The organism is Gemmatimonadaceae bacterium, from assembly GCA_019637355.1.
Taxonomy (GTDB): Bacteria; Gemmatimonadota; Gemmatimonadetes; order Gemmatimonadales; family Gemmatimonadaceae; genus Pseudogemmatithrix.
The window spans coordinates 183,654-208,959 of record JAHBVT010000001.1 but is presented as its reverse complement, the minus strand read 5'-3'; the positions used below and the strand labels follow the sequence as shown (position 1 = coordinate 208,959).

The 25,306-nt window shown below is 68.1% G+C and carries 18 protein-coding genes; 12 read left to right on the top strand and 6 right to left on the bottom strand.

The features are described from left to right. Positions 1-310: 310 nt before the first annotated feature. Entirely contained in the window at positions 311-952 is a 642-nt protein-coding gene (locus tag KF689_00880) for a hypothetical protein (GenBank protein MBX3131923.1), read from the bottom strand. Positions 953-1,355: 403 nt separating this feature from the next. On the opposite strand from KF689_00880, the gene KF689_00875 reads away from it, so the two are divergent. The 3 genes from KF689_00875 to KF689_00865 are packed head-to-tail and all read left to right on the top strand — an operon-like array spanning position 1,356 to position 6,786. Then, positions 1,356-2,864, top strand: coding sequence for a hypothetical protein (locus KF689_00875; protein ID MBX3131922.1), 1,509 nt, complete (start codon positions 1,356-1,358; stop codon positions 2,862-2,864). Next, a complete protein-coding gene (locus KF689_00870) occupies positions 2,861-6,625 on the top strand; it encodes a PHP domain-containing protein (GenBank protein ID MBX3131921.1) in 3,765 nt (1,254 codons plus the stop codon). The genes KF689_00875 and KF689_00870 overlap by 4 nt, the downstream gene beginning before the upstream one ends. An 11-nt stretch (positions 6,626-6,636) precedes the next feature. Beyond that, positions 6,637-6,786, top strand: a complete 150-nt coding sequence (locus KF689_00865; GenBank protein ID MBX3131920.1) for a hypothetical protein — start codon at positions 6,637-6,639, stop codon at positions 6,784-6,786. 44 nt (positions 6,787-6,830) lie between these two features. On the opposite strand, the gene KF689_00860 is transcribed toward KF689_00865, so the two are convergent. Beyond that, complete coding sequence (locus KF689_00860; GenBank protein MBX3131919.1) at positions 6,831-8,483, bottom strand: right-handed parallel beta-helix repeat-containing protein; 1,653 nt, start codon at positions 8,481-8,483, stop codon at positions 6,831-6,833. Between the two features lie 320 nt (positions 8,484-8,803). Here KF689_00860 and KF689_00855 point away from each other — a divergent pair, with 320 nt between their 5' ends. The 3 genes from KF689_00855 to ggt all read left to right on the top strand — a co-directional run bounded on the left by KF689_00855 (position 8,804) and on the right by ggt (position 13,730). After that, positions 8,804-9,142 carry a PadR family transcriptional regulator gene (locus tag KF689_00855; protein MBX3131918.1) on the top strand — a complete coding sequence of 113 codons (339 nt, stop codon included), beginning with the start codon at positions 8,804-8,806 and terminating at the stop codon, positions 9,140-9,142. A gap of 3 nt (positions 9,143-9,145) precedes the next feature. After that, entirely contained in the window at positions 9,146-11,893 is a 2,748-nt protein-coding gene (locus KF689_00850; protein ID MBX3131917.1) for an ABC transporter permease, read from the top strand. Positions 11,894-11,999: 106 nt separating this feature from the next. Then, positions 12,000-13,730, top strand: coding sequence for a gamma-glutamyltransferase (gene ggt / locus KF689_00845; protein MBX3131916.1), 1,731 nt, complete (start codon positions 12,000-12,002; stop codon positions 13,728-13,730). Between the two features lie 56 nt (positions 13,731-13,786). Here ggt and KF689_00840 read toward each other — a convergent pair whose 3' ends face one another. Beyond that, positions 13,787-14,089 carry a hypothetical protein gene (locus KF689_00840; protein MBX3131915.1) on the bottom strand — a complete coding sequence of 101 codons (303 nt, stop codon included), beginning with the start codon at positions 14,087-14,089 and terminating at the stop codon, positions 13,787-13,789. Further along, positions 14,065-14,295 (bottom strand): hypothetical protein, encoded by a 231-nt coding sequence (locus KF689_00835; protein ID MBX3131914.1) that lies wholly within the window; start codon positions 14,293-14,295, stop codon positions 14,065-14,067. The genes KF689_00840 and KF689_00835 overlap by 25 nt, the downstream gene beginning before the upstream one ends. Before the next feature lie 114 nt (positions 14,296-14,409). Between KF689_00835 and KF689_00830 the strand changes: the two genes are divergently transcribed. Both KF689_00830 and KF689_00825 read left to right on the top strand, forming a co-directional pair. Then, positions 14,410-14,751: a PadR family transcriptional regulator gene (locus KF689_00830; GenBank protein ID MBX3131913.1), complete on the top strand. Its 342-nt coding sequence runs from the start codon at positions 14,410-14,412 to the stop codon at positions 14,749-14,751. Next, a complete protein-coding gene (locus tag KF689_00825) occupies positions 14,748-17,507 on the top strand; it encodes an ABC transporter permease (protein ID MBX3131912.1) in 2,760 nt (919 codons plus the stop codon). The genes KF689_00830 and KF689_00825 overlap by 4 nt, the downstream gene beginning before the upstream one ends. Positions 17,508-18,313: 806 nt before the next feature. Here KF689_00825 and KF689_00820 read toward each other — a convergent pair. Then, complete coding sequence (locus KF689_00820) at positions 18,314-19,681, bottom strand: serine/threonine protein kinase (GenBank protein MBX3131911.1); 1,368 nt, start codon at positions 19,679-19,681, stop codon at positions 18,314-18,316. A gap of 321 nt (positions 19,682-20,002) precedes the next feature. Here KF689_00820 and KF689_00815 point away from each other — a divergent pair, with 321 nt between their 5' ends. From KF689_00815 to KF689_00800, 4 genes are all read left to right on the top strand, one after another. Beyond that, complete coding sequence (locus tag KF689_00815; protein ID MBX3131910.1) at positions 20,003-21,379, top strand: glycosyltransferase family 2 protein; 1,377 nt, start codon at positions 20,003-20,005, stop codon at positions 21,377-21,379. Between the two features lie 173 nt (positions 21,380-21,552). After that, a complete protein-coding gene (locus KF689_00810; GenBank protein ID MBX3131909.1) occupies positions 21,553-23,109 on the top strand; it encodes a sodium-dependent transporter in 1,557 nt (518 codons plus the stop codon). After that, the gene (locus tag KF689_00805; protein MBX3131908.1) at positions 23,106-23,282 is read left to right on the top strand and encodes a hypothetical protein; all 177 of its coding nucleotides are present in this window, start codon (positions 23,106-23,108) and stop codon (positions 23,280-23,282) included. The genes KF689_00810 and KF689_00805 overlap by 4 nt, the downstream gene beginning before the upstream one ends. 3 nt (positions 23,283-23,285) lie before the next feature. After that, positions 23,286-24,266, top strand: a complete 981-nt coding sequence (locus KF689_00800; GenBank protein MBX3131907.1) for a carboxypeptidase regulatory-like domain-containing protein — start codon at positions 23,286-23,288, stop codon at positions 24,264-24,266. Between the two features lie 6 nt (positions 24,267-24,272). On the opposite strand, the gene KF689_00795 is transcribed toward KF689_00800, so the two are convergent. Further along, entirely contained in the window at positions 24,273-25,274 is a 1,002-nt protein-coding gene (locus tag KF689_00795; protein MBX3131906.1) for an alkaline phosphatase family protein, read from the bottom strand. Between the last annotated feature and the right edge of the window lie 32 nt (positions 25,275-25,306).

The window sequence follows — 25,306 nt, the reverse complement described above, 5'->3', positions numbered from 1 at the left end:
GCCACACAGATGCGTGGCTGCCCTGCCCGAACAGCACTGCACTTAGTCGGGTTCAACGCAGTTGACCACCCAGAAGGTACAGTAGCAACTGGGCGAACCTCCCCCGGACGGCCACTGACAGCACAAACGCTGATAGTGATACGTGCAGTCGAGATAGCTGCACGCGCAGCTGTAGTGCTCCCCAGAAGCCACCGCAGCCTTCGGTGTTGACACCAGCAACACCGCTGCAAACGCGAGCGCCGGCCACATCAACAGCGACAGCAACGTACGTCGAGTGCGAACAGACACGGGCCCTCCTTGAGTGAAGGTACTACGGAAGCCGCACTGCTGAAGCAGGTGCGGTCAGACGGTCAGAAGCTGGCTCGGATTCGGCAGAGGATACCGGCGCTTGCGTAGCAAGTGCGCTCAACAGCGCGGGTCCATCCACGACGCGGGCCAGATCCAGCAACCCGACAACGGCACGGAACTCGAAGTCCGCCGCAGCCGCCACGCGCCCATCCTCCGTTGCGGTGAAGAACGCCGGTACAGACGCGATATGCCTGCGCTCTGGCAACGCATCCGCAATCACCGCATACGTTCCAGGAGCCGTCGGCTGCGGGAGCCCCGCCCGTCGCGAGTATGCGATGCGCGCGAATGCCTGGCCTGCCGCGACTGGGGACTCTAAGAGGTACGGCTCCAGGGCCGTGCACGCCGCACAATCGCCGCGAAAGAAATAGAAATGACGCACGCCCGAGCGATGCAGGTCACCTAGGCTTAGTCGCTGCCCCCGGTGGTCCACCACCAGCAATTCGGGCAGCGACTCACCAGCTCGTAACGCCTGCGCTCTCGCAACCGCCTGCCGCTCCACGTCGTCACGCAGAATCGCATAGTCCTCGATCGCCCGTACGGCCCTAGACCAGCCTAGAACGGTTGCCAGCAGCAGAACAGAAAGAACTAGCGTGGGCTTCGGCATCGTCTCGCTGGTGGTAGTCGGCAACCTGTTCACGGAACTGGACTGGCCGTGATAGTACGACACGTAAAACAGACTGCAATACGCAATAAAGCGAAAATTGCGCCAAATTTCGTTTTTGTTTCATTATTATTCGTGTCATCGTCGCCGTTGATGGCCAGATCCACGTCTTCTCACCCAGCATTCAGAATGCTGGATTCACTTGCAACTTCGGTTTTTATTCGGTAACTAAGTGCTCACTTTTCGCCACACAACACATAGCGCACACAGCGGAACGACAAGTAGATCAGCTCCCCATCCGCGCTCAGCAAGGTTCGATATCGCATAGCCAGAACGGTGACCCGGAGTAGCTAGCCCTGGAGAAGGGCGTTTTCTCTGCACATAATATTCGGTTTTTATTCGGTATATGGTACGAATCGCCTGCCTCAGGATTCCTCGGTTTGCAGTTGGTGCCGTCGCTCTCTCAGGTCGGGATTGCATCCTCGCGCACTGGGACGCCCTGCCCATCGCCCTCGCCGAGCACGCGCGCCTGCGCGCCGTGACCGCCGCGGCTGCGCGCAGCGGCGTGCGCACGGGAATGACCGTCGTCCAAGGCAAGTCCAAGTGCGCTGCGCTCGACGTGCTGCCCTGGGACCACGGCGCCATCGCCCGCGAAGTCGCGCGCGCCAGCGCCGCCTTCCTCGCTGCGTCGCCGCAGGTGAGTCCGCTGCGCGACGAGCCCGGTACCTGGTGGATCGGCGCCGAGGGCTTCGAGGCCATCGGCGGCGAACGTGTGCTGGCCACGCAGCTGCTCGCCCTCGCGCGCGTGTGGCATCCGCGGGCGCGCGTGGCCATCGCCGACCGCTGCGTCACCGCGTACGCGGCGACGTGGAGCACGCGCGCCGCCAGCGAGCCGCTGCACGTCGCTCCCGGCGGCGACCGCGACTACCTCGCGCGCGTGCCGATCGCGCTCATCCCGATGGACGCCGAGTTGCGCGAGGCACTCGGCGCACTCGGCTTGCGCACGGCCGGAGCGTTCGCGGCCCTCGATCCATTGGAAGTCGAACGCCGCTGGGGCAGCGACGGCCTCGCGGCCTGGCGCCTCGCCTGCGGCGACGATCCGCGGCGGGCCACGCTCGCGCGCACGGACGACCCGCGGGTGATCGTGCACGAACTCGCCACCAGCGCCCCGACGGTGGAGCCGGTGCTCTTTCTCGTGCGCGCCGCGCTGGACCACCTCGTGCGCACGCTCGCCGCCGATGGCTTGGCCGCCGCCGCGCTCAGCATCACGCTCACGCTCGACGACGGCCGCCGCGTCACGCGCGAGGTGCGCCCCGCGCGGCCGATCGCGCGCGTCCTGCCGCTCTTCGAGCGTTGCCGCGCCGCGCTCGACACCTGGACGCTCGAGGCACCCATCGCCGCACTGGAACTGCGCGTGTGCGAGACGGCTGCGTCGAGCGCCGAGCAGGGCGACCTGCTGGCGGCGGCGTGGCGCGATCCGTCGGCGGCGGAGGCTGCGCTCGCCCGGCTCCGCGCGACGCTGGGGGCCGGCACGGTCGTGCGGCCCATCGCCCGCGACTCGCACGCGCCGGAACGCGCCGGTGGCTGGGTGGATGTGGAGCAGGCGGCGCGCGCCGTGCCGCTCGACGCGCTGCGGGCACCAGCCGTGCGGCCCGCGCCCGCCGCCCGGTTGCTCGAAGCCCCCGAGCACGTCGCCGTCACCACCGACAAGAGCGGCCTGCCGCTGCGGCTCTTCTGGAAGGGGCGCCGCCTCGCGCTCACGCGCGCCGACGGCCCCGAGCGGCTCAGCGGCGAGTGGTGGCAGGCCCAGCCTTTCGCGCGCGACTACTGGCGCTGCGAGTGCGACGAACTCGGCCAGGACCTGCTGCTCTACCGCGATGCCGGCGGCTGGCGCCTGCAAGGCTGGTACGATTGAGCGGCTACGCCGAGCTGCACTGCCACTCCACGTTCTCGCTGCTCGACGGCGCCTCGGATCCCGAGCGTCTCGTGGAGCGGGCGCTGGCGCTCGGGCTCACGGCCCTCGCGCTCACGGATCACGATGACGTCGGTGGTGCGGTGCGCTTCGCGACGGCGGCCAAGGAGGCGCAGCTCCCCGGGCTGCACGGCGCCGAGCTCACGGTGGACGTACCGCTGCCGCCGGCCCTCGAGCGCGGCGAGGCCGCCGTCCCGGGCCGCGTCGTCGGTGAGGACGGCGTGCCGCGCCTGCGCACGCATCTCGTGCTGCTTTGCGAGTCGCGCGAAGGCTGGGGCAACCTCTGCACGCTGATCACGCGAGCGCGGCTCGATCATCCGCGTGGCGAGCCGCGCGTGACGCTCGATCAGCTCACGGCGCACACGAGCGGGCTGTACGCGCTGAGCGGTTGCGTACGCGGTTGGGTACCGCAGCTGCTGGCGTTGGAGCGCGGTGCTGGAGCGCAGTCGCGTGGCGCTGGCAACGCCACACGCGGCGATGCCGTCGCACGAAGCGCCGCGCAGGCCGCCGGCCAACTCGCCGAGCTGTTCCCGGGGCGCTTCGCCATCGAGTGCTGGGACCACGCGCTGCCGGAGGAGCGCGCACTCGTCGCGCAGCTCATCCCGCTCGCGCAGTCGCTGGGCCTGCCCTGGCTCGTCACCAACGACGTGCACTACGCGCTGCCGCAGGGCCGGCTCGGCCACGACGTGCTGAGCGCACTGCGTCACGGCGCGACGCTCGACCAGATGGGGACGCGCCTGCGGCCCAACGGCGAGTGGCATCTCAAGGGCTACGCCGCGCTCGCGCGGCGCTGGCGCGGCCGCGAGGATGGCCTCGCGCAGACGTTGGCGGTGGCCGAGCGCTGTGCGTTCCGGCTGGACGCGCTCAAGCCGCGGCTGCCGCGCTTTCCGTTGCCGCCGGGCGTGAGCGAGGACGAATACCTCGCCCGTCTTGTGGAGGACGGCGCGCAGGAGCGCTGGGGCTGGCGGCGCACGGCGCGGCACGACAAGCAGCTCGCGCACGAGCTCGCGCTCATCGCCAAGCTCGGCTTGAGCGGTTACTTCCTCATCGTCTGGGACATCGTGCGCTTCGCGCGGCGCGAAGGCATCCTCTGCCAAGGCCGCGGCTCGGCGGCGAACAGCGCGGTGTGCTACTGCCTCGGCATCACCGCCGTGGATCCGGTCAAGCTGGAGTTATTGTTCGAACGCTTCTTGAGCGAGGAACGCGCCGAGGCGCCGGACATCGACATCGACTTCGCGCACCGCGAACGCGAGCGCGTGCTGCAGTACGTGTACCAGCGCTACGGCCGCGAGCACGCGGCGATGGTCTGCGAGCACATCACCTGGCGCGGGCGCAGCGCCGTGCGCGACGCGGCGCGCGTACTGGGGTTCTCGCCGGAGCAGGCAGGCGTGCTCGCCAGCTTCAGCGACCGCTTCAGCGCCAAGAACACGGCGGCGGCGCTGCGTGTGGGATACGCGAACGTCGCCGACCCCTTCGCACCCGAACGGGCGGACGCACTGGGCCCCGCGAACTACAACAAGCGCGCGCTGACGACTCGCCCTGCGACGCTCGTGGACGCCGTCTCCAGCGACCTCGTCGTCGGCACGCACGCGAGCAACCTGATCAAGGCGTCGCGCGAGGAGCACCGCAAGCTGCGCACGGGAGGGGAGGTCGCGAGGTCCGCCACAGCGAGGCGGCCGCAGGACCGCGCAGCGGTCCGAGAGCCTCGCGAGGACGGACCTCGCGGCCGACCCGACCAAGAGATGTCGTTGCTACACAGAGCGAATCTCGACCCAAACGATCCACGGGTGCAGAAGCTCGCCGACATCGTCGAGCAGCTCGACGCCGCGCCACGCCACCGCGGCATCCACGTCGGCGGCTTCGTCCTCACCGAGGAGCCCTTGCGCACCGTGGTGCCGATCGAGCCCGCCAGTATGGAGGACCGCACCGTCATCCAGTGGGAGAAGGACGACCTCGACCCCGTCGGCCTCGTGAAGATTGACCTGCTGGGGCTCGGTATGTTGACGGTCGTACAAGATTGCCTCGCCTACATCCGGCGCACGCGTGGCGTGAACATCGACCTCGGCCAGCTCGACTGCACTGACCAGGCCGTGTACGACGACCTCTGCAGGGCCGATACAGTCGGCGTGTTCCAGGTCGAGAGCCGCGCGCAGATGAACACGCTGCCGCGCCTCAAGCCGCGCTGCTTCTACGATCTCGTCGTCGAAGTCGCGTTGATTCGCCCAGGGCCCATCCAGGGCGCGATGGTGCATCCGTACCTGCGGCGCAAGGCGGGGATCGAGGAGGTCACCTATCCGCATCCGTCGCTGGAGCCCATCCTCAAGCGCACGCTCGGCGTTCCGCTCTTCCAGGAGCAAGGGATGCAGGTCGCGATCACCGCCGCGGGCTTCACCGCCGGCGAGGCCGACCTGCTGCGCAAGGCGATGGGCCACAAGCGCAGCCGCGAGCGGATGGCCGGCATCTGCCAGCGGATGATCGACGGGATGCGCGCCAACGACATCCCCGAGGACGTCGCGCTGCGGATCTACAACCAGATCAACGCCTTCGCCGACTACGGCTTCCCCGAGAGCCACGCCGCGAGCTTCGCGCTCATCGTGTACGCCAGCGCGTACCTGCGGCACTATTACGCCCCCGAGTTCCTCTGCGCGATGCTCAACGCGCAGCCGATGGGCTTCTACGCGCCCGGCACGCTCATCGAGGACGCCAAGCGCCACGGCGTGCAGGTCCGGCCGGTGGACATCACGTGCTCGCAGTGGGATCACACGCTGGAACCCGGCAACGGACGCAATGCGGCGCCGGTGGTACGGCTGGGGATTCGCTCGGTGCTGGGGCTTGGCTCCGTGGCGCGGCAGAAGATTGAGCGGGCTTTCGAACGGCGGTTCACCACAGAGGGCACAGAGCACACAGAGAACGGCAACAGCAGTCAACGCAGAGGCGCAGAGTACGCAGAGCACGGCAACTGCAGTTGTGGGGGGGGCCGGACCGAACAATCTGCGCAGACCCCCAAGGCAGTAGCCTCTGCAGTTCTCTGCGCCCTCTGCGCCTCTGCGTTGAACGCCGTTGCCTTCACCTCCATCACCGACTTCGTCACGCGCACCCAGCTAGACAAGCGCTCCCTGCGCGCCCTCGCCGAGTCCGGTGCGCTCGACGCCTTCGTGCAGGACGAGCCTCCGGCGCGGCGGCGGCGCGTGGCGCTGTGGCGCGTGCTCGAGGCGCAGCGCGAGCCGGCCGGGCCGCTGGCGCTGTTCCCCGAGTCCACCGTGCCGGCGGTGCTGCCCGGGTTCTCGGCACCGCAACTCACCGAGGCCGACTACCGTCTCACCGGCCTCTCGCTCAACGGCCACCCGATGCGCCACGTGCGGCCGCTGGTCGCGCCCAACGGCGTGAGGACCGCGCGCGAGATCCACGCAATGCGCGACGGCGAGGCGGTGGCCCACGCGGGCCTCGTCATCTGCCGCCAGCGCCCCGGCACGGCCAAGGGCTTCGTCTTCCTCACCCTCGAGGACGAGACCGGCACCATCAACGTCATCGTCACGCCGCAGCGCTTCGAGGCACAGGCGATGCTGATCTCGCGCACGCCGTTGCTGCTCGTACGCGGCGTGCTGCAGGTGGAGAGCGGGGTGTACAACATCCGGGCCAAGGAGTTCGTGGCGCTGCACGCCGGCGTCGGCGAGCAGTCCGTGAAGGGGCACAACTATCGCTGAACGAAGGCCGCGTGACGCCGCTGGGGGAGAGCGCGATGGAGTTGCCGCCGCTGACGCAGACCGCGTTGGAGTTGGTCAACGCGGCGCGTGCGGGGCAGGATCCGCACGGACGCAGCCAGGTCACCTCGCCCGCTTTCGGAGGGAGTTGCGCCAACTGCTGATGCGCGTCCCCGGGTAACCGGCGTCGTGGAGCGATCCGCGGAGACTAGGGGCAGGACACCCCGGCATTGCCTGCGATCGGCACGGTGGCCCAGGGTGTGTACTGCATCGGCGTGACGCTAGCGTGAAACGGCGCCGTCGGCCCAGCAGCGGAACCCCACCAGTTGCACTGGAAGTTCGACGACGCATTCACGCTCTGCGACAGCGAGTTGATTGCACCGATGAAATCGTTGCGGCTGACAGAACTGGCGACGCCGGGTGAGAAGGCAACTGGATGCACTCCCCCGACGACGACGTTGTCGTGCGCGATGAAGCCGGGCCCGCTGTTGCTCATCGTTCCGCCGATTCCGACCCAAGCGTTCTCTATGTGGTTTCGACGAATGACGTTCGGTGATGCGCTCGGGGCGAGATCCGACACCTGAATGCCGCGCTGCAGTGACCACGAGAGCGGATCTGTCGGCGTCCCTGCCAACTGCACCGCGACGATTACGTTATCCTCCACGACGATCGGATCTGGAGCCGGCGACGCGGCCGGAGACGTACGACTGACGAAGATGCCGGAAAGCCGCGCCGGGCCAATCGGGACCTCGACGCGGTTCCGGGCAATCACCACATTGCTCGCGAACGAACGGATGCAGTCCGTCACGCAATCGGTGAACAGGTTGTCCTCCACGCGCCCGAAGCCGTGGACCGCGGTATTGCCGCCCGAGTGAATCACTCCGGATGAGTTGTAGTTGCGGAACGTGTTGTGGTGCACGAAGCCTTCGACACCATTGAGCACGAAGATGCCGACCTGACCGCTGTCGAACTCACTGTTGCGCACTTCAATGAACGCGTTCGGCAGCGTGGGGACGCGAGCCATCACGATGAACGCGGTTATCTGGCTAAGTCCGACGAACCGGGAACTGTCAATCTCCACGCGAGCGAAGAGGTCCGTCGGAACGAGCGCACGGCCGCGGACGCGGAAGGTGAGATCCACGATGCGCACCGTTCCGGATGAATACCCGGTGATCCAGATCGCCGGGCGCCCGGTGTTGCCGATGGGCGCCGGATCGGAGTCCAGGATCGTCGCACCACCGGGACTCTGCGGACGCAGCGTGATCGGCTTGTCGATCAGTTCCTCGTCCAACGCCCATTCCCCATCACAGACCAGCACGGTGCCGTCCTCCGGCGCTGCCGCCACGGCGTCCGCGAGAACCGCGAAGCTGCCCGGCCTCCCGTCGGGACAAAAGAGTATCGCGGAATCCCCGATCGGCGTCCCGCGCAGCGTAACCTCGACGAAACTGCCCGGCTTTCCCGCAATTGTGACGACGAACTCAGCAGTGGCACCGACCGTCACGGGAATCGTCCATTCGACCGCATTCGGATTGAATGCCGACGGGCCGAGCAACGTCTCGCCGTCCAGGCGCACGCTGGCGCTTGTGGCGCGATGGGCACCGTTTGCCGTTCCGTTGCGAATGTGCAGCTCGAAGGGCGCCGTAAAACCGGCCGTGGGGATGATTCGCCGGTACTCATTTGGAGCGCCAGTTGTCCGCAGAAAACTCTCGCCGTGAATCGCCTCCAGACCCACGCTCGCGGCGGTGATGGCTCGAGTGGACGCCGCAGGCGGCACGAAGGGAGTATCGATACACCCCGCCACCACCGCTGCAAGCACGAGCGCGTAGTACCAGAAGGATCCTGCGACGCAGTGACGTGGCACGGGCGTATCCTCGGCGGGGGAGGGCTGGGTTCAGACTAGCCGCCCGAGAATGTGCCATTGGGCTCGGGCTCGCAAGGGCAAGGCCAGACGGCTGTCACCGCGTGCGAGGTTGCGCAGGCACGCGCCAAGCCGGGCGGCGCGCGGGACGCGATTGATCGCCGACCAAGCCACGGCCGAACTCGACCTGCCAAGACTCGGGAGTCGGGGCACTCAGCGTTCCTCAGGCGAGAGTGCGTGCACTGCGACATGCGCGACGCATACCCCCTGAAACCCGCCCAATCCCGCCCCCGTTGTTCTCCTTAGTCACTAAGGAGAGCCAGTTGGCCCCCGCCGATCTACTCCCCGGAACCCTCGACGTCCTCATCCTCAAGGCGGTCTCGCTCGGCCGCCTCCACGGCTACGGCGTCCTGCTGCGCATCGAGCAGATCTCCGGCGGCGCACTCCTCATCCAGCAAGGCGCGCTCTACCAGGCGCTGGCGCGGCTCGAACACCGGGGCCTCATCGACGCCGAATGGGGCACCTCGGAGAACAACCGCCGCGCGAAGTTCTACCGCCTGACCGCCGCGGGGCGGCGCGCGCTCGAGAACGAGGCGGCGAGCTGGAAGCGCTTCTCGGACGCGATCGCGCTCGCGCTCTCGGCCAAGCCGCGAGAGGCCTGAGCGATGTTCGCTGAGTTTCTCGCCCGGCTGCGCTCGCTCTGGCGAGGCATCGTCGGCACGCAGCAGATGGACGAGGATCTCCGCGAGGAGTTCCGGCTCCATATCGAGCTGCGCGCCGAGGACCTCGTGAAGGCGGGGATGTCGCCCACCGAGGCGATGCGCGTAGCGCGCGCGGAGTTTGGGAGCACCGCGGACCATTTTGAGCAGGCGCGGCACGCGCGCGGCCTGCGCTGGTTCGACGCGCTGCGCTTCTCCTGGCTCGACGTCAAACTCGGCGGCCGGATGCTGGTGAAGTACCCGGTGCTCACGGTGGTCGGCGGCGTGTCGATGGCGTTCGCGATCTGGGTAGGCGCCGGCACTTTCGAAGCGCTGCGGCAGCTCGTGGCCCCCGTCATTCCACTGCCCGCGAGCGATCGGCTCGTCGTCCTACAGAACTGGGACGCCGAGGCGAACCGGCCGGAGCATCGCGCGATGCACGACTTCGTGCGCTGGCGTGACGCGCTGCGTTCGGTGGACAACCTCGCGGCCTACCGCACGGTCACGCGCAACTTGGTCGTGACGGAGGGCATTGCCGAGCCCGTGCTCGCCGCCGAGATGACGGCGTCGGGCTTCCGCGCGCTGCGGGTCGCGCCGCTGCTCGGGCGCACGCTTGTCGATGCAGACGAGCAGCCTGGCGCACCGCTGGCCGCGGTCATCGGATACGACCTGTGGCAAAGCCGCTTTCAAGGGGATTCGGGCATCATCGGCAGGGCGGTTCGCGTGACCGGCGCGCTGGCGACGATCGTCGGCGTGATGCCGGACGGATTCGCGTTCCCGCGGAACCAGGAGCTGTGGGCACCGCTCCAGGTCGATGAGGCCGTCGCCGCGCCGCGGCAGGGCGCGACCATACAGATCATCGGGCGGCTGGCATCGGACGCCTCGCTTGCGCAACTGCAAGCCGAGCTCGCGACGCTGGGACAGATCGCGGCCAGTGACTTTCCCGGCACGCACGCGCAGTTGCGACCGCAGGCGATGACCTTCGCGGCGTCGGTGCGCGCGCTGGGGGAAGGCGGCGGCGGGACGGTGATGCTGACCGGCAATCTGTTCGTGCTGTTGCTGCTGGTGCTGGTCTGCGCGAATGTCGGACTCTTGATGTATGCACGCGCGGCCACGCGCGAGACCGAGATCGTCGTACGCTCGGCGTTGGGCGCGAGCAGACGGCGCATCGTCACGCAGATGTTCGCGGAAGCGCTGGTGCTCGGGATCGCGGCGGCGGCGGTCGGGTTGACGGCGGCCGGCTGGGGCCTGCGCTGGGCGCTGGATCTCCTGCGCAGTGAGCTCACCGACGGCAGTGGCAACTTCGCGTTCTGGGTCGACGGCCGTCTGTCGCCGCTGACGTTCGTGTACACGGCCGTGCTGACCCTCGTGGCGGCGGCGATCGCCGGCGTACTCCCGGGGCTCAAGATCACACGCAACTTCGGGGACCGACTCAAGAGCGTGACCGCCGGCGGTGGCGTAGCGACATTCGGCGGGCTGTGGACCGTGGTCATCGTCCTGCAACTCGCCGTGACGATGGCGTTCCCGGTCGTCGCGTACACCGTGCGGCAGAATGCCGTCGACACCGAGACGCAGCCGCTTCCCTTCCCCGTCGAACAGTACCTCTCCGTTCGCGTCGAGATGGAGCGCTATCCGTCGCAGCCGGGCATCGACACCAGTGCGGCGGCATTTCAGGCGCGATATATGGAAGCGTTACGAATGCTCGAGCAGCGGCTTGTGGCGGAGCCGAACGTGGTTGCCGTGACATTCGGGCAACAGTTGCCGCGACAGTATCATCCCAACCATCAGGTTGAGGTGGACGAAGGCGCGGTCGCAGCCAAGGACGAGCGCGGACATCGCCTGGCGTCCACGAGGGTCGACCCGTCCTTCCTCGACGTGTTTGGCGTCTCGATGCTCTCAGGGCGCTGGTTCAACAGCGGTGACACGCAGCCGGGCGCGCGCGTCGCGGTGGTGAACAAGGCCTTCGTCGAGCGGATTATGGGCGGGGCGAACCCGATCGGGCGACGCATCCAGTATGCGCCGGGCGGCGTCAAGAGCGAGACGCCGGTGTGGTACGAGATCATCGGTGTCGCGCCGGATATGGGCACCAACTCCGGCTGGGGCCCCGCGGGGATCTATCTCCCGCTTGTGCGCGAGGCGGGCCAAGCAACCAGTGGCACGAGCGTCGGCACCGGTCAGGTCTACCCGCTGAACGTTGCAATCCATCTGCGTGGCGACCCGATCGCATTCGCACCGCGCCTGCGCTCCATCGCGACCGGAGTGGACGAGACGCTGCACCTCGCGGAGCTGATGCCCCTGCGGGACGTGGTGAATGGCGCGGTGGCGTTCCTCGAGTTCTGGGTGCGGATGACGACCATCGTGAGCGTGCTGGTGCTGCTGCTCTCCCTCGTCGCGATCTATGCGGTGATGTCGTTTGCCGTGGCGCGCCGTACGCGCGAGATCGGCATTCGCGTCGCGCTCGGCGGGCGTCCGATTGGCATTGTCCGCGCGGTGCTCGCGCAGCCGCTGTGGCAACTCGGCTTAGGCCTGCTCGCCGGCACAGTGCTCACGGCGATGCTGACCGGGATGCTGGAGGACGGTGGGCCGTCCGCAGGCCAGGTGCGGTTCCTCGTTGGCTATGCGCTGGCGGCGACGGCGGTGTACCTTCTGGCGTGCATCGTCCCGACGCTGCGTGCACTTGCCGTGCAGCCGACGGAGGCGTTGCGGCAGCAGTGAGGGCGATGCTCCCGCGGGCGCGCACCGGAACAGCTGACGCCGCACTCGCGTAGGCCATAGGATTAGCGGCAGTGCACGACCGTTCACACGAAACCACTGACTCCCGATGAAGCGACTCCTCGTTTGGCTCTTGGCGGCTGTGGCCGTCGCCTCGGCATCCGCGATTGCTGCGGCAGTGAGTTTCCGTGCCGCCCTCGGCCCTGCGATTGAGGCGAACCACGCTCGGGCGGTGTATGCACCGCGCGGAGCCGTAGCCACGAGTCATCCGCTGGCGAGCCAGGCCGGACTCGCGGTGCTGCATCGCGGCGGCAACGCCATCGATGCGGCCGTCACGGCGGCGGCGGTGCTCAGTGTCGTCGAGCCGTATATGTCAGGGCCGGGAGGCGACCTGTTCGCGCTCCTCTGGTCGGCCGATGAAGCACGGCTTGTGGGACTCAACGCGAGTGGGCGCTCTGGCTCCCTGATGACACGCGAGGCGCTCCGAAGTTCGGGCCGCATCCCCGGCGATGGCCCCAAGACCGTCACGATTCCCGGCGCAGTCTCAGGCTGGGCCGCACTGCTCGAGCGCTACGGTACGATCTCGCTCGCCGAGGCGATCGCTCCGGCCATCGCGCTGGCCGAACAGGGGTTCCCGGTATCGGAGCGCGGGGCGGCGGAATGGGCGGTGTTCGCGCGATTGGCCAAGGCCGATTCGGGCGCCAGCGCGACCTTCCTCTTTGACCGCGAGCGCTCGCCGGCCACGGGAGACTGGTTCACGAACCCCGACTTTGCGCGTACCCTGCGCAGCATCAGCGCGCAGGGCCCCGCCGCGCTCTACGGCGGCACGCTGGGCCGCCGCATCGCGACTCACGTCACGCAACTCGGTGGCTTCCTCACACCCGACGACTTCGCCAGCCACAAGGCAGAATGGGTGGAGCCGTTGTCCGTCGCGTACAAAGGGTATCGCGTGTGGGAGCTGCCGCCAAACGGCCAGGGCATCGCGGCGCTCGAGATGCTCCGCATCCTGGAACCGTTCGATCTCGCGGCGATGGGACATAACTCCGCCCCGTACCTGCATCATCTCATCGAAGCGAAGAAGCTGGCCTACGCCGACCTCGACCAGGCCGTCGGGGATCCGGAGTTTATGACGCGGACGCCGGACCAGCTGCTGGAAGAGGAGTTCATCGCCAGGCGCCGGGCGTTGATCGATCGCAATCGCGCGTTGCTGCGCGCCACGCCCGACCCTTCGCTGTCCACCAGCGAGACGACCTTTCTCACCGTCGCCGACAGTGCGGGCAATATGGTGTCGCTCATCGCGAGCCTGGGTGGAGGATTCGGCTCTGGCGTCGTCGTACCGGGTACGGGCTTCGCGCTGCACAATCGCGGCGTCGGATTCACGTACGACACCGGTCGAGTGAACACCGTCGGCGCACGGCGACGGCCCTTTCACACCATCATTCCCGGGTTCGTGACTCGCCTCGCCGAGGACGGGAAGGACGTGCCGTGGCTCGCGTTCGGCATCGTTGGCGGCCCGCAGCAACCGCAGGCGCACGTCCAGTTCCTGCTCAATATGCTGCTGTTCGGAATGGATCCACAGCAGGCGCTGGACGCCCCGCGCTTCCGTCACTGGGAAGGCAACCAGGTGAGCTTCGAGAGCGGTGTCCCCAAGGCGATCGTGGACGAACTGCGGTCACTCGGGCACGCACCGCACAATCCGTTGGTGGCGACGGCGCAGACGATCTTTCTCGGCTCGAACGGCGGGCTCGTCTTCGGCGGCGGTCAAGCCATACAGCGTGGGCGCCGGGGATATGTGGCCGGATCAGATTCGCGACGGGACGGTCAGGTGGCGATTCGCTGACGTCGGGTCGGCGAGTACATCTGCAGCCACGCCCAGCCGAGACTGCTCCCACCGCCCTACTGCCGGAGGAATCGCGTGATGCGGAACGCCATCTCGTCGTCGACGAACGTCGGATACGGATCCCACAGAAACACCTGAGGCACTCCATTCGCTGCGACTCGTCGCATCGGCAAGCACGGCCGAGCGGGATCGCCGAGTTCCTGATGCGCGTCGCACTGCTCCACCGCCCTGGCGTACATCGAGTCGATTGTCAGCCGCCCGAGATGGTCGCTCGCCGGCAGCAACTGGAGTGTGTAGCCGTCCCGCACTTCCACCGCCACGCCGTCGCGCACCGTCACGCGACGGCTGTACGGAAGCACGCAGAAGCAACTACGGTCAGATCGTACTGATACGACCGGATACCGCTCGCTTCCCAGCGCTCGCGCAGCTCGGCGACGGGCGTGGTCTCCTGCAACTGGGTGGGCCCGTCGGCGCAGGCGAGGGCGACGACGCCGAGGAGCAACTTGAGGTAGCGCCAGCTTGGCGGGATGTACTTCATCGCGGGGAGTCCAAGAATGCCTTGCACAGCAGGCGCCCAGAATACCCTCGGGGGCGCGGGGCTGTCACGCCGGGGCCCGAGTCCCCGAAACAAACCTTTCGCCCGGTCCCGTAGTCTCACCTAGAAACCTTAGGGGACTCTATGACCGGCACCGACCTCGAGCTCGTCCGCGGCACCTTCGACCTCATCATCCTCAAGACGCTCTCGTGGGGCCCGATGCACGGCCTCGGAGTGTTTCGGTGGATCGAGCATCACACCAACGGCCAACTGCAGGTCGAGGAAGGCGCGCTGTATCCCGCGCTCCACCGCTTGGAACAACGCGGCTGGCTGAGCGCCGCGTGGGGGCGCACCGAGAACAATCGACGGGCCAAGTACTACACCCTGACGCCCGCCGGACGACGGCAACTCGGGGTCGAGGTCTCGCGCTGGACGCGCTATACCGAAGCCGTGGCGATGATCCTCTCGGCGGAGGGTGCACGATGAGCAGCCGTGGCCCCGGGCCGGAGCGGCCCAAGCGCGACTTCGCGATGCCGCGCGCCGAGGATCGCCTCGAAGGCGAGCTCGAGGATGAGTTCCGCTTCCATATGGAAGAGCGGATCGAGGAGTTCGTGGCGGCGGGACTCTCGCGCGAGGAAGCCGAGCGCGAGGCGCAGCGGCGGTTCGGTGACCGCGAGGCGTACCTGCACCGGACGAAGGACATCGACTCGGTGACGCTCAGCCGTGAACGGCGGGCGGAATGGGGACACACGGTCCGTCGCGAGTTGCAGCGGGCAGCCCGCGTGCTGTTGCGCGACCGGGCGTTCAGCATCGTGGCGTTCCTCACGCTCGCCGTAGGCCTCGGCGCGACGACCGCCATCGCGACGGTACTCGACGCCGTCGTGTTGCGCGCACTGCCGTATCGCGACGCGCAGCAGCTGGTCTCGGTGATGCATCCGGCCACCGTTCCCGGCAGCGGACAGCGCAACTGGGGGCTCTCGCCGGGGAGCTACTTCGGCTTCCGCAACGGCACCAACACGCTCAGCGATCTCGGGATGTACGCGAGCTCAAGCTTCACCGTCACGAATGGCGGCGACGCGGAGTTGGTGCAGGTCGCGCGCGTGACGGCGTCGCTGTTCAGTACGCTGGGCGCGCAGCCCGCGGCGGGCCGCCTCCTCCTGGCGGATGACGATGTGCCCGGCGGCCCGCAGGTAGCGGTGCTCAGCCACGAGTTCTTCACGCGCCGCTTCGGTGGCGACGTGACGATGATCGGGCGGATGCTCGAGACGAGCGTCGGCAGCTATGAGATCGTGGGCGTGGCCGAGCCGGGGTTGGCGCTGCCGATGCCGGGCCCGTTCTCGTCATCGGCGAATCTGAGTGGCTTCAGCGTGGAGGTATGGACGCCGCTGCAACTCGATCCCGCGGGGCCGTTCTTCAACAATCATCCGTATGTCGGAGTCGGCCGCCTCCGCCCAGGCGTCAGCGTGGAGGACGCGCAGCGCGAGTTCGTCGGACTGTTCGGCCGCATCGCCGAGGATCTGCCGCGGGTGTATTCGCCGGGCTTCCTGAAGCAGTATGCCTTTGGCGTGCAGGTGGCGTCGCTGCGTGACTCCGTGCTTGGCCCCACCGTACCTCGGGCGCTCTGGCTGCTGTTCGGGGCGGTACTGCTCGTGCTGTGCATCGCGGCGGCGAACGTGGGGAATCTGTTCCTCCTGCGCTTCGAGGCGCGGCGTCGCGAATCGGCGATCCGCACGGCGTTGGGCGCAGCCCGCGGCCAGATGGCGGTGCACTATCTCGCGGAGACCTTGCTGCTCTGTCTCGCGGCGGCCGCGGCGGGCGTGGTCATTGCCATTGGCGGACTGCGCGCACTCTTGGCGATTGCGCCGACCAACATTCCGCGTTTGAGCGAAGTGACGCTGGGCGCGCGGTCGATCGGCGTCGCCGTGCTTGCCGCGCTGCTGCTCGGGCTCATCCTCGGCGTGGTGCCGCTCATCCGACGCGGACTCGATGTGAACACGCTCCGCGACGGCGGACGCGGACTGTCGCCGTCACCGCGGCTGCGTCGCGTGCGACACGCGTTGGTGGTCGGGCAGTTGGCCCTGACGCTCGTGCTGCTCGCGGCGGCCGGGCTGATGCTGCGCAGCTTCGAGCAGTTGCGACGCGTGGAACCGGGCTTCGATGCCCAGGGCGTACTGGCCTTCGAGATCTCACTGCCCTTCCTGCGCTATGACACTCGGGAGAAGGCCGCGGTCTTCCACCAAGAGCTCCAGCGGCGCGTCGGCGCGCTGCCGGGCGTGCGGGCCGTCGGCGCCGGGCCCGTGCCGCTCGAGGAGTTTGGCACGGGCTGCAGCGTGGTGTTCCGCGAAGCGCGACCGTTCGGCCCCGACGAGCAGACGCCCTGCGTGCCGACACCCACGGCAATCCCGGGCTACTTCGAGGCGCTCGGCATTCCAGTGGAGGGGCGCAGGCCCAACTGGAACGATGTCGCCGCGCGCTCGCAGGCGGTGGTCGTCACGCGCGCGCTTGCCGACCGCCTCTGGCCAGGCGAGGACGCGATCGGCAAGGGCATCGCGAGCAACGGACAGAACTCCAGCGAGTGGTATCGCATCGTCGGGGTGATTCCCTCGCTGCGCGCGGAGGCGCTGGACCTGGCGCCGACAGAAGCGGTCTTCTATGCGGCGACGGGCCTCCAGGCCAATGTGCGCAGCGGGATGCTCAACGATCTCACGATCTTCGTGCGCAGCGACGGCGATGATCCCTATGCGCTGCTACCCGCCATCCGCGAGGAGCTGCGCACGCTCGATCCGCAGGTCCCGATCGTCAGCCCGCGGCCGATGGGCGCAGTGGTGGCCGGTTCGATGGCGCGCACCAGCTTCGTCCTGACGATGCTCGGCGTGGCGGCCGGCGTCGCGCTGCTGCTGAGCGCGGTGGGCATCTACGGCGTGATTGCGTATCTCGTGACGCAGCGGCGCACGGAGATCGGGATTCGCCTCGCGCTCGGTGCGACCGTCGCCGAGGTCGTGTGGCTGGTCGTACGGCAGTCGGCGACCATCGCCGTGCTCGGTGTGGGGCTCGGGCTGGCCGCGGCACTGGGCGGGTCGCGTGTGTTGGCGTCCCTGCTCTACGAGGTACAGCCGGCCGATCCGGTGGTGCTGGCGATTGGGACTTTGCTCGTGCTTGCGGTGGTGGTGCTCGCGAGTTGGGTGCCGGCGCAGCGCGCGGCGCGGGTGGATCCGGCGGAGGCGCTGCGGGACGGGAGTTAGGGCCTACCACGGCACCGACGCGCGCCGTCGAGGGCGTACGGCCGATAGAGTCGTGGGGCCTGCATCGACCTAGCGGCCGGACTGCGCCTTCGTTCTATTTTCCCGTTCACTCTCGGGCTCGCGTGAGCTGCCACTGAGGCGCCCGTAATGTCCAAAGTCCCCGCCCTACTCGCGCTGCTGCTCCCTCTGGCGCTCGATTCGCCGCATTCATCGCGGACGGCAACGTCTGGACGGTGACGCGGGATCTGCGCGTCACCTCTGTGGTGCGGCGCGACGGCTTTCCGCCCAAGGCGAACCACTTCAGTGCCGCGTGTGCCCGACGCCGCTCGGGGTCGCCGTACTCTCGGACGGCGGCCTCAGCGTCATCAGGGAATTCCGAGTCGTCGATTCCTGGCCCGGCCTGCAGCCGTCGTCTCCGCGCACGACGCTGCCCACGGTGCTCCAGCCACTCGTGCAATCCTGCCACTGGACCGGCTCCGTACTGGTCGTCGGCACCTACGGCTTCGTCGCGGCGCTCGACCTCGACCGCGCGACGGCGACGCTGCTCGCGCTCGACAGTGAGCTGGCATTCAATCGTCACGCGTCGGGTTCATCAGCTCCTCCGCCGCGGGACTCATCGAGATCCGCGCGTCGGACTCGAGCTACACGCACTACCAGCTCTCGTCCGACAAGAAGCAGATGTCGGCCTTCGCGGCCCGGTGCGCCCAGAGCCGCATTGTCGCGATGCGTCACGACGGCATCGTGCTCGCGGATCTCGCGGCGCGCCTCCCCGTGCCAGGCTGGCGTCCGTGGCGACGCGCGCTCTGTTAGAACCGCGAGCGCCGCAACTCCCCGAATTCCGTCGCCAGGCGAAATCCCTCGCGGGAAGTCAGGTCGAGGTAGAATGTGTCCGGCGCCTCGCCGCGCTGCTGCACGATCAGCAGGCCGCCGGGTGAACCCGCGCGCGGCAACGGCTGCAGGTTGATGTCGCTCGACTGACGCGAACGCCTGATGGTGCCTGACGACGCGTGGCGGATGAGCGCGGAATCGGTCATCAGGAAGGCGTCGGGGAAGCGGCGACCGGCCTTGACGAAGACCATCTGGATGCGCTCGCCTTCACGCACGAGCCCAGCGTCAAGCGCCTGCCGCACGATCGAGTCGGGCACCGCGGCTCCCGACGCGAGCAGCGCGGGATCGTCTCCCTCACCGCCGCTGGCGACGAAGGCGATCAACCGCAACGCGAGTCGCACACCGACGACCGCCACGGCAGCGGCGCTCACCCCCGCAATCGTGAGATACACCGCCCGGCGCTTCCAGCGACGCCGCCGCAGCTGTGCGGGTGACAGCAATGCATCGGCGGAGTTGAGCGCCGTCAGCTCGACCACGAGTTCGCCTGCAGTCGGGCGCCCGTCCGGATCCTTCGCCAGCATTCGGCCCACCAATCGCGCGAGCGCCTCTGGGGTCTGCGGCTCGCGTTCCGACACGTTGGGAATGGGTGCCGAGATATGCTGGGCAAGCAACTCCGTCGCGTTGCGCCCCGAGAACGGACGCGTCCCGGTGAGCATCTCATAGAGCACGACGCCCAGCGCGTAGACGTCAGCTCGTCCGTCCACCTGCTCACCGAGTGCCTGCTCGGGGCTCATATACAGCGGCGTGCCTGAACTCGGGCCTTGAGACTCGCGCGCCGGACGCGACGTGACGAGCGCCACGCCGAAGTCGGTGATGGTCGCGTTGCCGTTGGCGTCGAGGAGGATGTTCGCGGGCTTGATGTCACGGTGCACGACCGCGACAGCGTGGGCCGCCGCCAGCGCGCTGGCGCACTCCCGCGCAATCCGCACGGCATCGGCGACCGGCAGCTTCCCCTCGGCGACCCGGTCCTCGAGCGATCGACCGGGCAGCAAGCGCATCACGAGATACAGCAGGCCGTCGCGCGACTCGGCGGAGTACAGCGGCACGATGTGCGGATGCTCAGCGGCCGCAATCGTCCGCGCCTCGTGGAGGAACTGCTCCTCGTGGGCCGCATCGAGCGCGAGGGCGGAGTCGAGCACCTTGATCGCGACGTCGCGCTCGAGGTACACCTCGCGCGCGCGGAAGACCGCGCCGAAGCCGCCCTGGCCGAGCAGCTCGCCGAGTTGGAACCGGTCGCCCAGCGCCAACTCGAGTCTGGGACGCAGGGCGGCGATGTCGATGCTCATTGGGACTCCGGATGGGGCGCGCAGGGGGACGTTAGCGTCCGCCCGCGGCGGTTGCCATCGACTGCCGGTGCATCGCGGAACTCATCGTAGCCGCAACGGATCGACGTGAGGCTATTCGGACCCCGGGACATTTTCCCTGAATCCCTGTTCTTCTTACCGGTTTCGGGTCGTCTGGAATCCTGCAAGCGATTGCTGCGCAATGAGATAGGCTCGATACGACGTGCGGCACGAGTGTTGCCACTTCAATGAGACGATCTGGCGCGCCCGCGAGAATCACGCTCGGGTCCGCCGAAGCCCTCTCGTCTCAAGACAGGTGCCGACGTGTCGAATACGCTCATCGCAACCCGGCCGCTCGCGGAGGCGGACTCCACGCACATCGACGCGCAGCGGGGCGGAATCCCCGACGCGTTCGTCCACGTCTACACGGCCCTGTTGGTCGTCGGTGCCGTGATCGTGTTCCTGCAGTTCCAACATCAGTTCGACGAGATCCGTGCGGCCTTGCTCAGCACGACCTGGGGCACGACGCTACTGGTCCTCTCGCTGTCGGTGCTGGCCTTCAAGGTCGGCTTCCTAGTGTTCCTGCTCGTACACTTCCTGCGCTATCGGGAGACGCCATCGGTGGACGACGAGCTGCCGACCTGCACGGTCATCGTGCCGGCGTACAACGAAGGGCGCCTCGTCTACGACACGTTGGTGAGCGTCGCGCGGAGCTCGTATCCGCGGCACAAGCTGCAGGTCCTCGCCATCGACGACGGCAGCACCGACGACACCTGGGCGTGGATCCAGCGCGCGGCGCAGCGACTCGGCGACTTGGTGACGGTCCACCAGCAGCCGCGCAATATGGGCAAGCGGCACGCGCTGCATTGGGGCTTCACGCAGGGCCGCGGTGAGGTCTTCGTCACGATCGACAGCGATTCGGTAGTGGACCCGGATACGCTGCGCAACCTCGTCTCGCCCTTCGTCACGGACCCGCGCTGCGGCGCCGTGGCCGGCAACGTGAAGGTGCTCAACGCCGAGTCGGCGATCATCCCGAAGATGCTGAGCGTCAGCTTCGCCTACAGTTTCGGTGTCGTGCGCGCGGCGCAGAGCACGATGGGGTCGGTGCTGTGCACGCCGGGCGCGCTCGCGGCGTATCGGCGCGACGCCGTGCTCGCCTGCCTGGATCGTTGGGTGAACCAGACCTTCCTGGGGGTGCCCAGCGACATCGGCGAGGATCGCGCGATGACGAACCTCATCCTCAAGCAGGGGCGGCACGTCCTGTTCCAGCGCAACGCCGTCGTGTACACCAACACGCCGGAGAACTACCGGACGCTGCGCAAGATGTACACGCGCTGGGAGCGCAGCAACGTGCGCGAGAACATCGTGATGTCCACCTTCGCCTTCACGAAGTTCCGCGAGGCCGAGTGCCTGCGCCCGCGTCTCCTGCTGCTGAATCAGTGGATTGCGGTGCTCTGGGCCGTGCCAGCGCTGCTCACGGCGGTCCTGCTGCTCGCCGCCTACCCGCGGCTGTTCCTCAGCTCGATGGTTGTCAGCGTCGCGCTGTTGTCGTTGATCCCCGCGACATACTACGCCGCCACGCAGTGCTGGCGTCGGTCGCTGTGGATCTTCTCGTACAACATCTTCTACGCGTTCACGCTGTTCTGGATCACGCCGTTCGCGATCGCCACGGCGCGTACGCGGGGGTGGCTGACGCGGTAGGGGGTACCCCTTCCGGGGGGAGGGCACGGGAGAGGGGCGCGGTCTTGCGGTTGCCAACGCTCCCCGCCCTGCGTCCGTAGGAGCACAACCCTCAACCCGGAGACCCCGTGTCTTCCAGCAGTACCGGTTCCCCCAACGAGGCGTGGGGCAGCCGGATCGGCTTGATTCTCGCAATGGCGGGGAATGCAGTTGGCCTCGGCAACTTCCTGCGCTTCCCGAGGCAGGCCGCCGCCAACGGCGGTGGCAGTTTCATGATCAGCTACTTCATCGCCCTGCTGCTCCTGGGCATCCCCCTGATGTGGATCGAGTGGGGGATTGGCCGCCACGGCGGCCGCTACCGGAAGGGACATCTTCCGGGGATGTTCGCCGCCATCTGGCGGCACCCCGCCGCCAAGTACCTCGGCGTCGTCGGGATGATCGTCCCGCTCTGCGTGATGATCTACTACACGTACATCGAGAGCTGGACGGCCGCCTTTGCGTGGTTCTCGCTCACCAAGGACTACTGGGGCATCGAGACGCAGCAGGGGATGCTCGACTACCTGCGCTCCTTCCAGGCGAACCCCGCCGCCGGCGCGCCGGTCTATCACGCACCGTGGACGCCGTATGCGTTCTTCCTTGGCACACTCGGTGTCAACATCTATATCCTGTCCAAGGGCATCTCGGGGGGCATCGAGAAGCTGGCGAAGATCGGGATGCCGATCCTCTTCGGCCTCGCGATCATCCTGGCGATCGTCGTGCTCACGCTGCCGGCCCAACCGGGCGTCGGCACGACGCCGTGGCAAGGGCTGGAGTTCATCTACAACCCGGACTTCTCGCGGCTGGATGAGCCCGGCGTGTGGCTCTCGGCGGCGGGGCAGATCTTCTTCACCCTGTCGGTGGGAATGGGCTCGCTGGCGGCCTACGCCAGCTACCTCTCCAAGCGCGACGACATCGCGCTGAACGGCATCGCCACGGCGGCCACCAACGAGTCCGTCGAAGTGGTGCTGGGCGGCACGATCGCGATCCCCGCGGCCGTGACCTTCTTCGGCGTCTCCGGCGCGATGGCCATCGCGCAGGGTGGGTCGTTCGACCTCGGCTTCGCGACGATGCCCGTGGTGTTCCAGCAACTGCCGGCCGGCAACCTGCTCGGCGTCGCCTGGTTCGGTCTCCTCTTCTTCGCCGGCATCACCTCGTCGGTGGCGATGCTCACCCCCATCGTCGCGTTCTTCCGCGAGGAGTTCGGGTGGCGACGGGAACCGGTGGCCTGGGCCTTCGGCGCTATCGCCCTCGTGTTCGGGTTGATGCACGTCGCCTGGCTGCAGTACGGCTTCCTCGACGAGTGGGACTACTGGGCCGGCACCTTCGGCCTCGTGATCGTCGCACTGTTGGAGGTGATCGTGTTCGTCTGGATCTTCAAGCCGGAGAAGGCCTGGGCGAGCATCCATCAGGGGGCGGATATCCGCATCCCGCGGATCTTCAAGTTCGTGATGACCTACATCACGCCGCTGTTCCTGCTGGTCCTGCTCGGCTGGTGGGGCTGGACGGACGCGCTCCCGATCCTGCTCAACCAGAAGACGGCCGGCGGCGGCGCGGTGCTGGCGGAGCACGTCCCCTACATCACGGCGTCGCGCGCGGTGATCGTCTTCTTCCTCATCGGGTTCCTGGTGATGATCCGCATCGCCTGGCGGCGCAACCGCTATGACGACCGCAAGGGACTGCCCGAGCGCGACCTGACTCCGGAGGCCCCGTGAGCACCGGCGCGTTGATCTTTATGCTCGTCAGTTGGACAGCCGTGCTGTCGTTGACGGGATGGGCGTTCGCCACATTGCTCCGGGACCGCAAGCACTTCGACCCGGACGGCATCGGGCCGGCGGCGCCGGAACAGGATCCGAGTGGCCAGAATCCGCGCGGAGGGATAGGATAGCGCGTGACGCTATCCGGCTCCCTCCTCGCCGCCGTGCTGCTGGCCCAAGGTGGCGTCGGCACCTTGAGCGGGCGCGTCACCGACGCCGACGCCAAGCCGGTGCAGGGCGCGATCGTCATCGCGCAGGCCGACGGCGTCACGCAACAGACACGCAGCGATACGGCAGGCGTATACGCGTTGCCGGGCCTGCGCCAAGGCAGCTGGGGCGTCACGGCGCGTATCCTGGGCTTCGCGCCGGACTCCGCCGAGGTGCTCGTCGGTAGCGGCGTCACTCGGCACGACGTGCGCCTGCAGCGCGTGGCGGTACTGGGGGAGCGCGTCATTGCCGCGCAGTGGACCGGCATGATCGGCGTCGTCGGGAGCGCGCAGCACCGGCCGCTCGCCAATGCGAGCGTGCGCGTCGTCGGCAAGCGAACCGTCGAGACGGTGAATGACGGCGGCGGCTTTGCGATTCCGTGGCCTGGAGATCAGAACGTCGTGCTGCGCGTGACGTCGCCCGGCTACCGCGACCGCCTCGTCGCCGCGCGCGTGCCGCCCGACGGAGCCGTCGAAGTCGTAGTGCAGCTCGATAGTGGCCGGGGGGTGGGCGCCTACGCCCTGATGGCCGACGAACTGCAACGGCGCATCAGTTGGGCCGGCACGAACGCAGCCTTCGTGACGCGCGAGGAGCTGCTCAGTGCGGGGACCAACGATGCGATGCGCGCGCTCGAGGGTACACCGAGCTTCACGCGCAAGGGACTGGTCATCGACCGGAATGCCTGTTTGTTCGTGAACGGACTGCCCCGCCCCGGCTTTCCATTGGACTCGGTGGACCCGGAGACGATCGAGTTCATCGAGGTGTACCCTGCCGTTGGCGAACACTCGGGTGTGTTGCGCGCCCGTTGGCCGCGGGGGGCCGAATGCGGCGCGCCGGGCAGTTTCAGGCGCCGCGCGTCACCATATCAGAAGGTGGCCTACGTCGTCGTCTGGACGCGCGAGCGCTAGCGCAAATCAGCGCGGCGCGAGGAACGACACCCCATCCATCTGCCGCACCACGCGCTCGGGCGGCACAATGCGCAGGTGCTGCAGCACCGACGGCGCGATGTCCACGATCGCCGGCGTCCCCTCGGTGAACCGCGCGCCGAGCTTCGGATGATTGGTCACGATCCACGTCGTCCGCTCGCGCTCGCTCTGCCGGCCGTGTCCCCGCCCCGTGGCCGCATCACGCCCGTGATCGGTGGTCACGATGATCATCCAGTCCTCGCCGAGTGCCTGCCGGCGCTGGATCGCCGCCCAGATGCGCGCCACCTGGACGTCGCCCTGCTGCACAGCCTCGGCGAAGCGTTCGCTGTCGCCGGCCGCGTGGCCCACGTCATCGGTGTGCTGGAGGTACACCCACGTGAAGTCCGGTCCGACTTCCGCGATGTGCGCCGCCGCGTCGCTGCTCAAACGCTCGTCGATCGCGAAGATGTACCGTGACTCGCGGTCGTGCGGATACGCGATGGTGTCGAGCTCGAATCCGTCCACGACGTGGTCGATGTCGAACGCGCCGGCCTCGGGCCGCCCGAGGCCGATGAGCACGGTCCGATTGTCTGTCCAGGTCGAGAACAGCGCCGTGCGGCGCGTGGGCGCGACGGTCTCGACGATGCGGAAGAGATTCCAGTACTCGTAGTTGGGCGACAGGTTGCTGTTGCCGCGCACGTTGTGCTTGTTGGCCCAGGTGCCGGTGAGCAGGCCCATATAGCCGGGCGCCGAGACGGTGGGCGTCTCGGTGGCGCCACCGAGTTCGCCGCCGACGTAGGCGCGCGTGTAGCCGCCCTGCGCGGCGATGGCATCGAGTGCGGGTGTGTGCACGCGCTCGATCACGTCGGCGGGAATGCCGTCGAGCAGGATGATCACCGCGCGGCGCGGGGGCTCCGGCGGCGCGCCGAGTGGCGCGCGGCAGCTGGAGAGCGCGAGGGCGGCGACCGCGAGGAGTGCACTGCAGCGCGTACGGAAGCGGGCGATGGACATCCTGAATGCTACGCGGAGACGAGCATTCTTGG

Coding starts and splice junctions, on each gene's coding strand:
- KF689_00880 (MBX3131923.1), bottom strand. CDS start 952: ATGCCGAAGCCCACGCTAGTTCTTTCTGTTCTGCTGCTGGCAACCGTT.
- KF689_00875 (MBX3131922.1), top strand. CDS start 1,356: ATGGTACGAATCGCCTGCCTCAGGATTCCTCGGTTTGCAGTTGGTGCC.
- KF689_00850 (MBX3131917.1), top strand. CDS start 9,146: ATGTTCGCTGAGTTTCTCGCCCGGCTGCGCTCGCTCTGGCGAGGCATC.
- ggt (MBX3131916.1), top strand. CDS start 12,000: ATGAAGCGACTCCTCGTTTGGCTCTTGGCGGCTGTGGCCGTCGCCTCG.
- KF689_00830 (MBX3131913.1), top strand. CDS start 14,410: ATGACCGGCACCGACCTCGAGCTCGTCCGCGGCACCTTCGACCTCATC.
- KF689_00825 (MBX3131912.1), top strand. CDS start 14,748: ATGAGCAGCCGTGGCCCCGGGCCGGAGCGGCCCAAGCGCGACTTCGCG.
- KF689_00820 (MBX3131911.1), bottom strand. CDS start 19,681: ATGAGCATCGACATCGCCGCCCTGCGTCCCAGACTCGAGTTGGCGCTG.
- KF689_00810 (MBX3131909.1), top strand. CDS start 21,553: ATGGCGGGGAATGCAGTTGGCCTCGGCAACTTCCTGCGCTTCCCGAGG.
- KF689_00795 (MBX3131906.1), bottom strand. CDS start 25,274: ATGTCCATCGCCCGCTTCCGTACGCGCTGCAGTGCACTCCTCGCGGTC.